Origin of the sequence: Bradyrhizobium sp. 62 (assembly GCF_023073035.1) — a bacterium.
GTDB lineage: Bacteria > Pseudomonadota > Alphaproteobacteria > Rhizobiales > Xanthobacteraceae > Bradyrhizobium.
In genome coordinates, this window is the sequence record NZ_JADPIT010000010.1 from 1 (window position 1) to 10,954 (window position 10,954).

The 10,954-nt window shown below is 63.8% G+C and carries 14 protein-coding genes; 10 read left to right on the forward strand and 4 right to left on the reverse strand.

Going from position 1 to position 10,954, the window contains the following annotated elements:
- Positions 1-263: 263 nt before the first annotated feature.
- The 4 genes from IVB47_RS04145 to IVB47_RS04160 form a co-directional block, all read right to left on the reverse strand.
- Positions 264-899, reverse strand: coding sequence for a MarR family transcriptional regulator (locus tag IVB47_RS04145; RefSeq protein ID WP_027570472.1), 636 nt, complete (start codon positions 897-899; stop codon positions 264-266).
- Between the two features lie 861 nt (positions 900-1,760).
- Complete coding sequence (gene fliI, locus IVB47_RS04150) at positions 1,761-3,086, reverse strand: flagellar protein export ATPase FliI (RefSeq protein WP_247460030.1); 1,326 nt, start codon at positions 3,084-3,086, stop codon at positions 1,761-1,763.
- A 36-nt stretch (positions 3,087-3,122) separates the two neighbouring features.
- Positions 3,123-3,851, reverse strand: coding sequence for a flagellar basal-body rod protein FlgF (gene flgF, locus IVB47_RS04155; protein WP_007595915.1), 729 nt, complete (start codon positions 3,849-3,851; stop codon positions 3,123-3,125).
- Positions 3,852-3,871: 20 nt separating this feature from the next.
- Positions 3,872-4,660 (reverse strand): DUF1217 domain-containing protein, encoded by a 789-nt coding sequence (locus tag IVB47_RS04160; RefSeq protein WP_247460032.1) that lies wholly within the window; start codon positions 4,658-4,660, stop codon positions 3,872-3,874.
- Between the two features lie 142 nt (positions 4,661-4,802).
- Here IVB47_RS04160 and motA point away from each other — a divergent pair, with 142 nt between their 5' ends.
- The 10 genes from motA to IVB47_RS04210 all read left to right on the forward strand — a co-directional run.
- Positions 4,803-5,702 (forward strand): flagellar motor stator protein MotA, encoded by a 900-nt coding sequence (gene motA / locus IVB47_RS04165; protein ID WP_007613972.1) that lies wholly within the window; start codon positions 4,803-4,805, stop codon positions 5,700-5,702.
- On the forward strand, positions 5,699-6,637 hold the full coding sequence (locus tag IVB47_RS04170; RefSeq protein WP_007613971.1) for a FliM/FliN family flagellar motor switch protein: 939 nt from the start codon (positions 5,699-5,701) through the stop codon (positions 6,635-6,637). Before motA ends, IVB47_RS04170 begins: the two co-directional genes overlap by 4 nt.
- Positions 6,618-6,932: a hypothetical protein gene (locus IVB47_RS04175; RefSeq protein WP_247287741.1), complete on the forward strand. Its 315-nt coding sequence runs from the start codon at positions 6,618-6,620 to the stop codon at positions 6,930-6,932. The genes IVB47_RS04170 and IVB47_RS04175 overlap by 20 nt, the downstream gene beginning before the upstream one ends.
- A 76-nt stretch (positions 6,933-7,008) precedes the next feature.
- On the forward strand, positions 7,009-7,389 hold the full coding sequence (fliN, locus tag IVB47_RS04180; RefSeq protein ID WP_027519864.1) for a flagellar motor switch protein FliN: 381 nt from the start codon (positions 7,009-7,011) through the stop codon (positions 7,387-7,389).
- Between the two features lie 2 nt (positions 7,390-7,391).
- Positions 7,392-8,432: a flagellar motor switch protein FliG gene (locus IVB47_RS04185; protein ID WP_027570476.1), complete on the forward strand. Its 1,041-nt coding sequence runs from the start codon at positions 7,392-7,394 to the stop codon at positions 8,430-8,432.
- A gap of 13 nt (positions 8,433-8,445) precedes the next feature.
- Complete coding sequence (gene flhB, locus IVB47_RS04190; protein WP_247460033.1) at positions 8,446-9,531, forward strand: flagellar biosynthesis protein FlhB; 1,086 nt, start codon at positions 8,446-8,448, stop codon at positions 9,529-9,531.
- Positions 9,532-9,616: 85 nt separating this feature from the next.
- Complete coding sequence (gene flgB, locus IVB47_RS04195) at positions 9,617-9,997, forward strand: flagellar basal body rod protein FlgB (protein WP_027519862.1); 381 nt, start codon at positions 9,617-9,619, stop codon at positions 9,995-9,997.
- A gap of 11 nt (positions 9,998-10,008) precedes the next feature.
- Positions 10,009-10,425, forward strand: a complete 417-nt coding sequence (flgC, locus tag IVB47_RS04200; RefSeq protein WP_007595894.1) for a flagellar basal body rod protein FlgC — start codon at positions 10,009-10,011, stop codon at positions 10,423-10,425.
- Positions 10,426-10,427: 2 nt separating this feature from the next.
- A complete protein-coding gene (locus IVB47_RS04205) occupies positions 10,428-10,757 on the forward strand; it encodes a flagellar hook-basal body complex protein FliE (protein WP_247460036.1) in 330 nt (109 codons plus the stop codon).
- Between the two features lie 15 nt (positions 10,758-10,772).
- A partial coding sequence (locus tag IVB47_RS04210; RefSeq protein WP_247460037.1) for a flagellar basal body protein occupies positions 10,773-10,954 on the forward strand: 182 nt, incomplete at its 3' end.

Genomic DNA, 10,954 nt, shown 5'->3' on the forward strand with positions numbered 1-10,954 from the left:
GGATTTGAGGGTGGAGTGACGAAGCAAAACTCGGGCGAATCGCGCCGCGAGGATGCGAAGCTGTGTCTGCAATTCAAAATGCGAGCTGGAAGAGTGGCGCTACCGCCTCATACTCCGTCATTGCGAGCGCAGCGAAGCAACCGTCATTGCGAGCGCAGCGAAGCAATCCAGTCCTTCCGCACCGAGACAGTCTGGATTGCTGCGTTCCGCATTACGCCATGTCGCCGCTGGGTCGCAGCTCTGCGCAGCAACGCTCGCGTGCCTCACCCCTGGTTCGCCATGCGCGCGCGGTCGAGATGCTCCTCGATCTTGGGGCGGTCGCGGGTGCGCTCGAAACTGGTGCAGAGCAGTTCGGTCTCCTCGAGTGAGACCGGGGCGCGATACAAACGGCACATGAATTCCGCCGTTGCGCGTCCCTTGCCGGTACCCGGCCCGCGTTCGGCAAGAAACATGCAGTCCCGGCAGACGCTGGCATCGAGCCGCTGATGTGCTGCGTCGAGGTGATTGAGGATGTCGCGCAGCGAATCGCGCAGCCTGACGCACTCGTCGGGTCCGAGCGCCGTGACCGCGTTCAGCACGTGATTGATCGGATCGTGCTGGCTCAGGCACTTCTCGCCCTGTGCGGTGACGTGCAGCACGACAGAACGCTTGTCTTCGTGCGACGGTTTTCGCACCAGGAAGCTCTTGCTCTCCAGCGTCTTCACGATCTGCGATGCAGTTGCCCTGGTTGCGCCGATGAAGCCGGCGAGCGCGGACGGCGTGCGCGAAAACCTGTTGGCGCGGCCGAGAAAGCGCAGCGCCATCCATTCCCGATCGCGCAACCCATGCTGATCGCCTTCGAAATACCAAGCCCTCGCTGCCTGAACCAGCAGCTCCACGGCTTCTCTTGCCAATGGCATGAATTCCTACCTTGCCCAGGGAGTCACGTTTGCGGCGCCCCGGAGCCGCCTTCCGCCGTCGCGAATGAGCCGTTTGCGAGAAGCCGTACTACCGGCAATGTTCGACACATGCACCGTACTCTTCTCTCTCGTGAAAGCACGGACTGCCCGGCCCCCGACCTGGACCAATGGGCACTGCAAGCTATGGCACGGTGAGCGGTGTTGCTGATGGTATGCCATTCGCGGCGTTGTCGTACGGGAGCCCGAATAGCCGTCGCCAGCAGACGATGGATCGGAGTAGTTCAACCGAAGCCCCTAAGGTTCAAGTCACACGCAGACGTTTCTTATCTTCCGACGAAACGATGAATGACCTTCTCAACAAAATCAAGTAGAGACCATCTCGCAGACAGGATGTCGTCGCAGGCGAATGTAACGTTCAAGACAATCTCGCTCTTCGGGACACATGATGGTGAACGCAATACGCTGTCCCACGAGCAACATGCACGCAACTATGCGACAGTTTTATTGCACGGCACGTTGTTGGCTGTCGTTGATGCAAGTTGACCGAAGCTTGTGCATGACGACGATGTGCGTCGGCATGTCATCCACAACTTGTGCGTTCTGCCAAGAACTGTCCGGGGGAACTCACAGGAATTACACGCGGCGGTTGTCCGGGTCGGATCGAGAAGTCGCCGGTTCAGTCGCATTCGGCGCGGCTGCGCGATTTCCCTCACCCGAACGGTGGAGGCGATCACGGCTGAAACCGGAGACGGGCGTGCATGTGCATGCGCTGGAAGCGTGGCGGCATGCGATCGCCTGTCGAAAACAACGAGCAAGGTGCGATCGCGGGGCGCCTCGCGCCCCGACCCAAGCTGAGACTTGCTAGTCGCCCTTGAGCATGTCCCGCAGCTCGCGGAACGGATCGGCGCTTGGCGGAGCCGAGGCGTCCTGCCGCATCGCGCCATAGATTCTCGGGACCATGTCGACCGCCTGGTCGAGCCCCGAATCACGTCCCGCCTGGTATCCGCCCATCAGGCGAAGGTCGCGCGTGTCCTCGTATTTGGCGATCATGGCGCGCAGCTTGCTCACCAATTCGCGCTCTTCGGGGTCCCAGACGTTATGGGCGAGACGGGAGACCGAACCCAGAACGTCCACCGCCGGGTAACGTGCCTGGTCGGCGATGTGCCTGGAGAGCACGATGTGCCCATCGAGTGTGCTGCGGATGGTATCGGCGATCGGCTCGTTGTGATCGTCGCCGTCCACCAGCACGGAGAAAATCCCGGTGATCGTCCCGGACCCCTCCTCGCCGGGTCCGGCGCGCTCCAGAAGGCGCGGCAGATCGGTGAAGACGGTGGGTGCGTAGCCGCGCGCGACTGCGGGCTCACCTGCGGCGAGCGCGACTTCACGGGCGGCGTGGGCGAACCGGGTGATCGAATCGACCATGAGCAGGACCGATTCGCCCCGGTCTCGGAAATATTCGGCGACCGCCATGGCCGTCTTCGGCGCCAGTCGCCGCATCATCGGGCTCTCGTCGCCCGTCGACACGATCGTGACGGCGCGGTGACGGTCGGCGCCCAGCACGTCCTCGATGAACTCGCGCACCTCGCGGCCGCGCTCGCCCACCAGGGCCAGCACGACGGTGTCAAAACCCTGGCTGCGGGCGAGCATCGCAAGCAGCGTCGATTTACCGACACCGGAGCCGGCAAAGATGCCGACGCGCTGGCCGGCGCAGATCGGGGCAAACAAATCGATGACGCGTACGCCGGTGCGCAGCGGCTTGTGGACCCGCGCGCGCTTCATGGCCGAAGGCGCCTCCGCCTCGGCCGAGACCGGACGCGACCCGGCGGTGAGAGGGCCCTGTCCGTCCAGCGGCGCCCCCAGCGCGTTGATGACGCGGCCCTTCCAGCTCGGATCTGGCGCGAAGGACAGGGGCGGCATCCGGTAGGCGACCGAGCCGAGGCCGCCGGCGAACTGCCGGTCGAACGGCTTGGCGATGATGCCCTCGGTGTCGATCCGCACCACCTCGCCGATCTGGGGCTTGCCGGAGGAGTTGACACCGATCAGTTCGCCGAGCCTGACGAAGCGCGACAGGCCGGAGACACGGAAATGCGTCGACGCGATCTCGGAGATCGCGCCGCTGACGCTTGCCAGGGGAGTGCTCTGCTGAAGCTCCAGCAGCGCCCACTCAAGTTGCCGAAGAGCGTTCAAGGAAACCGTCCAACCTCATTGCGCGCGGGGCGCAGTCTATTTGCCGGGTTCGCCCAGCGTCCGGATTGCGTTCTGGAGCGAGCTCTCAGTGCCCTCGATCATCGAATTGGTGCCGTCGAAGGCGCGCGAGGCCGCGATCAGCTTCGTCAATTCCATCATCGGATTGGCGCCCGAGCCCTCGACATAGCCCTGCTTGAAGCCGTCGCGGGAGAAGTCGGCGATGGCGGTCGCAGGCCGGTTGGGCGTGACGCCCGAATTGCCGTAGCGGTCGAGATTGGCGTCGGCGGGAATGTTGAACAGGCCGATGGTGCCGATCTCGTTGTTGTCCTGGGTGATCGCGCCGCTGCGCGCGATCGAGACCGGTCCGCCGTTCGGATCGAGGGTGATTTGCGCGCCACCGGAATCGATGACGGGGAAGCCGGACACGGTCTGAAGGTCGCCGTTGGCGGCGATCTGGAGTCGACCGTCGCGCGTATAGACCGTGCCGTTCGGACCGGCGAAGGCGATCCAGCCCTGTCCGACCACGGCGACATCGAGCGGGTTGCCGCTCTCGGTGATGCTGCCCATCTCGCGCGAGATGATGTTGTCGCCGGGCGAGGAGAAGGCGACCGGGTTCGCGCCCGCCTTGGACAACACCGTCTCGAACTTCACCACGTCGGTGCGGAACGCCGCCGTGTTGACGTTGGCGACGTTGTTGGCGATCGTCTGGAGGCGCTTTTCGAGGGCGACCTGCGCCGACAATCCTACATAGAGGGCCGATTGCATGACTTACCTGTTGAAATGACTTACCTGTTGAACTTGATGTTCTGAAGTGTCGTGAGCACGTTGGTATCCATGCCGATCGACGATGCGGCGCCACCAATCAGGACCAGCGCCGGGTTGGTCGAGGTGTCGCTCTGGGCCCGGGTCGCATCCCACATCGCCGCGAAGCGCTGCACGAATTTGGTGACCTTGGCCGGATCCTGGAAATCGGTGAGCTTGATCTTGCTCGTGATCATCTTGGCCTGGGCATCGATATCAGCCGAGCTGATCGTCGACGGCAGGCCGAGCGCCGTCTGGACCACTTGCGTCAACGCCTTGTCCGCGAGGATCTGGTAGGAATTGGTGATCGTGGAAGCCTTGCGCGTGAAATAGAGCGCCAGCCGCAGGCCCTCGTTCTGGTCGCCGGCCTTCTCCTCCATCGTCTGCGTGACGTATTGGGTCGCCGTGCCGGTCGTGGCCGCGGCGGTTTGGGTCGCCTTGTCGCCGAGGGCGGCGAAATTGAAAGCGGCGGCGAATTGCCGGTAGCGGATGTCGGTCAGCTTGTTGGCGAAGGTCTTGTTGTCGGCGATACCCTCGGTCAGCACCTTGCGCATGAACGCTTTGGCGTAGGTCATGTCGCTGAGGCCATATGCCTTCATCGCGTAGGAATAGAGGCGATAGTCCTTCAGGAAGTCGTCGATGGTCTTCACGTTGCCGATGTGGCTGAGGAAGTAATCGGTGTCGCGGCTGACGTCCGGCTGCGTCGCGACCTGTGTCAGCGACTTGCCCATGTCCTTGGTCAGTCTGGTGTAGTCCGCGATGGTGGATAGCATGACCCGCGCCCCTCTGGCCGCTTTCGCGACGTCGTCGCAAGCTGCCGTAAATCGCTTGCGCGAGGCTGGCGAGGGGGAAGCCAGCCTCGCGCAAGGCTCGCCGACTAGATATTCCCGATGGGATCGGTGATGGAGCGGCGCGTTGGGCAGTTTCGTGGGGATCGTCATCACGGTAGCGGCACTGCTGGGCGGATTTGCCGCCATGGGCGGGCATCTGGGCGTGCTGATGCAGCCTTGGGAGTTCGTGATCATCATGGGCACCGCGGCCGGCACCTTCATCATGGCCAATCCCTGGAAGACGGTCGCGGATACCGGGCTTGCCTGCGTGCAGGCAGTGACGGGGGCGGTGCCCGGTCAACGCTACTATCTCGATCTGCTCGGCGCGCTGCACGCGCTGATGCGGGAGCTGCGGGGCAAGGGCCGCAACGAGGTCGAGGCGCATATCGACGATCCCGCGTCCTCCGAGATCTTCAAGGCGTTCCCGAGCGTGCTCGGAGATCCGTCGCTGCTCCAGTTCATCTGCGACTACGTCCGTCTCATCATCATGGGTAACGCGCGAACGCATGAGATCGAAGCGCTGATGGACGAGGAGATCCACACCATCGTGAAGAGCAAGCTGGCGCCCTACCATGCGCTGGTGGTGGTCTCGGAAGCGCTGCCCGCGCTCGGCATCGTCGCCGCGGTGCTCGGCGTCATCAAGGCCATGGGTGCGCTCGACCAGTCGCCGAAGCTGCTGGGCGGCTTCATCGGCGCCGCCCTCGTCGGCACCTTCGCCGGCATTTTCCTGTCCTACGGCATCATTTCGCCCTTCGCGATGAAGGTGAAGATGACGCGCGAAAAGCGTTGCCGGCCCTACATCATCGTCAAGCAGACGCTGCTGGCGTTCATGAACGGCGCCATGCCGCAGATCGCCGTCGAGCACGGCCGCAAGATGATCGCGAGCCCCGAGCGACCCTCGATCGACGTCGTCGAGAACGAGACGATCGCGGGACCCAAGGCCGTCGTGACCGAGGTTGAACCGAAGGCTGCGCGCGCATCATGATGGAAGCCCTCGACGTCGATCAGCGCAAGCCGCTGCCGAACTATCTGCTGGACGCCGCCGGCATCTCGATCGAGCGCATGCCGATGCTCAATGTGATCTTCGATCGCATGGCGGCGTCGTGCACGGACAGCCTGCAGCCGATGGCTGGAACGCCATGCTATTTCTCGGTCAACGGCATCACCAACGACCGTGTCGGCGACATCATCAAGGACTACGAGGCCAATGCGGTTGCGGCCGTGCTCTATGCCGAGCAGTGGGACTCCCGCATCATCATCATGCTCGACCGCGACTTCGTGTTCACGATGGTCGAGGCGATGTTCGGCTCCGACGGCGCCGAACCGCCGCTCGACGTCGAGCGCAGCTTCTCGAACATCGAGATCCGCCTGGTCCAGGCGCTGTTCGAGCGGTTCGCCAAGGCGCTGCAATCCGCTTTCGCCGGCACCTCCAACGTCACTTTCCGCGTCGAGCGGGTCGAGACCGCCATGGCATCGCTGGCGATCGGGCGGAGCGGCAACATGTCGATCTGCGCGAACATCATGCTGCAGGCACTCTATCGCGGCGGTCAGATGTTCCTCATCATTCCGCACTCCGCGCTCAACCCGCTCAGGCAGAAGCTCGCGACCGTGGTCGTGAGCGACGGCCGCGCGGCCGATCCGCGCTGGCGCGAGCAGATGGAGACGGAGGTTCACCGCACCGAGGTGACGCTGAGCGCCGTGCTGGACGAAAAGATGATTTCGCTCGGCGACGTCGTGAAGTTCCAGGTCGGCCAGGTGCTCGAGCTCGAAGCCACGCCACGCACGCTGGCTCGACTCGAGAGCAACAACCAGGTGCTGTTCTGGTGTCAGATCGGCCAGCTTGACGGCTATTACGCCATGCAGGTGGCAGATCCCGTCGATCAGAAACGGGAGTTCGTCGATGATATCCTATCTCGTTGATGCCGTGCTGCTGATCGCGCTCGCCTTCACCAGCATGCGGGTGACCCGGATGCATCGCGAGCTGGCGCGGTTGCGCAGCTACCAGGGCGAGTTCTCGACCATCGTCCAGGAGACGGCGGGCGCCTTCGACACGGTCATCACCGCAGCGCATGATTCCACCGCAAATCTCGGGCGGCTCGCCAACGTGCTGAGCACGAAGATCGATCAGGCCCACGAGGCGATCGCGGCGCTCGATGCGAGGAGCGGGCTCGCATCCGCAGCGAGCGCGGGCGGCGCCGACGTGAACAAGCATTGAAGCCGAAGCCGGCGGAATAAATACGATCGGAACGTCGCGGCGCTCCGGGAGCGGAAATACCAAGAGGCGATACCAGATGGCGCAATCCTTCGACTATGAGTCAGCATCGGCGGCCGACGAGGGGCATACCGAAACATCTCCGCTGGAGCGGTTGGCGGAGATCGCCGCGCGCACCGCGGAGGAGACCGGCAAGTTCGCCAATGTCGATGCCATCCTGCGCATTCCCGTGACCATGCAGGTGGTGCTGGGATCGGCGACCATTCCGGTGGCAAATTTGATGAAGCTCGGCCGCGGCGCGGTGGTTCCGCTCGACCACAGGGTCGGCGAACCCGTCGACGTCGTGGTCAACGGCCGCGTCGTCGCCCGCGGCGAGGTGGTCGTGGTCGAAGAAGACAATTCCCGCTTCGGCGTCTCGCTCACCGAGATTGTGGGCCCGTTGGGGCAGGGTGATACCTGACCATGGCGGCACAGGTCGGCATGGCTCCTATCAAGCAGCGAGGCGTCGCCACGCTGGGCGGAACGGAGAAGGTCGCGGCACTCCTGCTCGCCATGGGCCGGCAGGCGGCCGCGAGCGTACTCGCGCAGTTCGAGCCGCAGGATATCCGCACCGTTACAAAGGCCGCGGCCGAGCTGCGGCCGATCACGGCGCAGGAACTTGAAGCGATCGTCGAGGAGTTCGCCCAGCAATTCTCGATGGGCGCCAACATTCTCGGCACCCTCGGTGGCCTGGAAGCCGTGCTCGGCGACGTGCTTCCGGCTGACCAGGTCTCGGCCATCATGTCGGACCTGCTGGGCAATTCGAGCCGGTCCGTGTGGGATCGCGTCTCGTCGGTGTCGGAGAACTCGCTGGCAAGCTACCTGTCCAAGGAGCATCCGCAGACCGCGGCGCTCATCCTGTCCAAGGTCAAGCCGTCCTGCGCCGCCAAGGTCATGAGCCAGCTGCCGTCGAGCCTGCGCAACGAGCTGATGCGGCGCGTGCTCAGCCTCAAGCCGATCGTCGACGACGCCATGAGGGTCCTCGAGAAGACGCTGCATGAGGATCTGACGCTGAACTTCGCCCGCAACCTCGGCGCGGACACCTATGCCCGCGTCGCCGACATCATCAACAAGATGGAGCGCGGACACATCGAGGACATGCTCAAGAGCCTGTCGGAGAAGCGGCCGAAGTCGGCCGAAGTGCTGAAGGAGCTGCTCTTCACCTTCGACGACGTCACCAACCTGACGCCGAAGGCGCGCACCATGATCTTCGACCAGGTGCCGACCGATCGCATCGTCATCGCGCTGAAGGGCACCGACAAGCACTTCCGCGAGATGATCCTGTCCTCGGTCGCCTCGCGCGTCCGCCGGGTCGTCGAGCACGAACTCGCCATCGGCGAGCCGTCGAACCAGCGCGACGTGCTGGAGGCGCGGCGCGTGATCACCGACCTCGCGCTCGACCTCGCGGAAAAGGGCGAAATCGAGCTCAACCCCGAGCAGGAGGATGAGCTGGTCTTCCGCTGACCGCTGAACGGGCATGGCAGAAACAACCGATCAGGAGAGCAAGACAGAAGAGCCGACCGAGAAAAAAGTCCGCGATGCGCTCGAACAGGGCAAAATCCCGGTCTCTCGGGAGGCTTCCATCTTCGCCTCGATGGCTGGGCTGATGGTGATCCAGGCGTTCCTGATCGGCCAGGGCGTTCAGCAATTGACGCCGATGCTGACGGGCTTTCTCGATGATCCCGACGGCTTCCCTCTCAGCACCGGGGCCGACGCCCAGAATCTGCTCATCGTGGTCGGGCTTCAGGCACTGCGCTTCCTGACGCCGCTGGTCGTCACCCTGGCGGCCTTCGGGCTGGCCGCCTCGCTGTTGCAAAATGCTCCCAGCCTGGTGCTCCAGCGCATCACGCCGGACCTGTCGCGAATCTCTCCGCTCAGCGGCTGGAGCCGGCTGTTTGGATCGCAGGGCCTCGTCGAGTTCGCCAAATCGCTGTTTAAGCTCGCCGCGGTCACCGTCGTCGTCGCGTTCGTGCTGCGCTCGTCGGAAGCGAAGGCGTTCGAGGCGATGTACACCGACCCGGTCGCGCTGCCGGAGATGATTCTCAACATCGCCATGCGAATCGTCTCGGCGATCTGCATCGCGACCATCGTCCTGGTAGCGGTCGATCTCGCATGGGCGCGCTTCCACTGGCGGCGCGAGCTGCGCATGACGCGGCAGGAGATCAAGGACGAGCATAAGCAGGCCGAAGGCGATCCGCTGATCAAGGCCCGCCTGCGCTCGCTGGCGCGCGACCGCTCGCGCCAGCGCATGATCGCCTCCGCATCGCGGGCGACGCTGGTGATTGCGAACCCGACGCACTTCGCGATCGCGCTGCGCTACAATCGCGAGGAAAATCCCGCGCCGATCGTCGTGGCGAAGGGCATGGACGTGATTGCGCTGAAGATCCGCGAAGTCGCCGAGCAGAACCGGATTCCGGTGATCGAGAACAAGGCGCTGGCGCGCGCGCTCTACGAGGCGGTTCAGGTCGACCAGGTGATTCCGGCGGAGTTCTTCCGGCCGGTCGCCGAGATCATCTACTTCCTGCAGTCCAAGCAGGCGCCGCGGTCCGAGAAGGTCCAGTAGAATTCCGAGGACGGCGTCTATTCCATCAGCCTGACGAAAGCTTGCGACCCTAAGGTTACACCGTCTGAACCAGAATGGTGCTGCCGTGGGACCGCTCTATCTCTTCGAACTCGCATCGTCGCAGGCGCGATACCTCGAGCTCCGCCAATCGACGATCGCCACCAACGTCGCCAACGCCAACACGCCGGGCTTCAAGGCTCGCGACGTCGAGCCCTTCAACAAGGTGCTCGACAGCACGCCAGTGAGACTGGCGACCACGTCGCCGTCGCACATGCAACTCTCCGCTGCCGAGAGCGACACGCGGGCAACCGCGAAAAAGGACAGCTGGGACGTGGTTCACTCCGGCAACTCCGTCAGTCTCGAGCAGGAAATGATCAAGGGCAGCGACGTCAGTCGCGACTACTCGATGAACTCGGCGGTCGTGCGGTCGTTTCACCGCATGCTGCTGTCGAGCGCGAAGACCTGAGGTGAACTGACATGCTGGACTCACTGCAATCCTCGTTGACGGTCGCGAGCTCCGGGCTCGAAGCGCAGTCGACGCGCATGCGCATCGTCTCGGAGAATCTCGCCAACGCGACGTCGACGGGGCGCGCCGCCGGCGCCGATCCCTATCAACGCAAGACGATCACCTTCGATGCCGCGATGGACCGCGCCTCGGGCGCTCAGCTGGCGAAGGTCAAGGAAATCGGCGTCGACACCACGCCGTACCGCGTGGAGTACGAGCCGGGGCATCCCGCCGCCGACAAGGCCGGCTACGTCAAGCTGCCGAACGTCAACATGATGATCGAGATGGCGGACATGCGGGAAGTCAACCGGTCCTATGAAGCCAATCTGCAGGTCGTGAAACAGGTGAGGTCGATGCTGGGCATGACCATCGACCTGCTGAGGAGCTGACAATGCTTGAAGCAATTTCATCCACAGCGATTTCGGCCGGGCAAGCGGCGAGCCGCGCGACCGAGGCGCAGGCCATCTCGTCGACGGCGACTCCCGCGATCCAGTCCCGCGCCGACGTCGGATTCGAATCTGTCATGAAGCAGGTGACGACGGACGCGATCGGGACGCTGAAGGCGGGCGAGGCGGCCTCGATCTCGGCGATGCAGGGCAAGGAATCGACGCGGCGCGTCGTGGAGGCGCTGATGTCGGCCGAGCAGGCCTTGCAGACGGCGGTCGCAGTTCGCGACAAGGTCGTGCAGGCCTACCAAGAAGTCGTCCGGATGTCGATCTGATCAAGGAGTGACGCTGTGAAATCGCTTGCCATCGCGGCCACGGGCATGAACGCCCAGCAGACCAACATCGAAGTCATCGCGAACAACATCGCCAACATCAACTCGACCTCGTACAAGCGGGCGCGTGCCGAGTTCACCGATCTGTTCTACCAGATGGACCGCATGCAGGGCGTTGCCAACACCAGCGGCTCGTCGCC

Coding starts and splice junctions, on each gene's coding strand:
- IVB47_RS04205 (WP_247460036.1), top strand. CDS start 10,428: ATGCTTGAAGCAATTTCATCCACAGCGATTTCGGCCGGGCAAGCGGCG.
- IVB47_RS04145 (WP_027570472.1), bottom strand. CDS start 899: ATGCCATTGGCAAGAGAAGCCGTGGAGCTGCTGGTTCAGGCAGCGAGG.
- IVB47_RS04170 (WP_007613971.1), top strand. CDS start 5,699: ATGATGGAAGCCCTCGACGTCGATCAGCGCAAGCCGCTGCCGAACTAT.
- flhB (WP_247460033.1), top strand. CDS start 8,446: ATGGCAGAAACAACCGATCAGGAGAGCAAGACAGAAGAGCCGACCGAG.
- IVB47_RS04185 (WP_027570476.1), top strand. CDS start 7,392: ATGGCGGCACAGGTCGGCATGGCTCCTATCAAGCAGCGAGGCGTCGCC.
- flgC (WP_007595894.1), top strand. CDS start 10,009: ATGCTGGACTCACTGCAATCCTCGTTGACGGTCGCGAGCTCCGGGCTC.
- fliN (WP_027519864.1), top strand. CDS start 7,009: ATGGCGCAATCCTTCGACTATGAGTCAGCATCGGCGGCCGACGAGGGG.
- IVB47_RS04160 (WP_247460032.1), bottom strand. CDS start 4,660: ATGCTATCCACCATCGCGGACTACACCAGACTGACCAAGGACATGGGC.
- flgF (WP_007595915.1), bottom strand. CDS start 3,851: ATGCAATCGGCCCTCTATGTAGGATTGTCGGCGCAGGTCGCCCTCGAA.
- IVB47_RS04175 (WP_247287741.1), top strand. CDS start 6,618: ATGATATCCTATCTCGTTGATGCCGTGCTGCTGATCGCGCTCGCCTTC.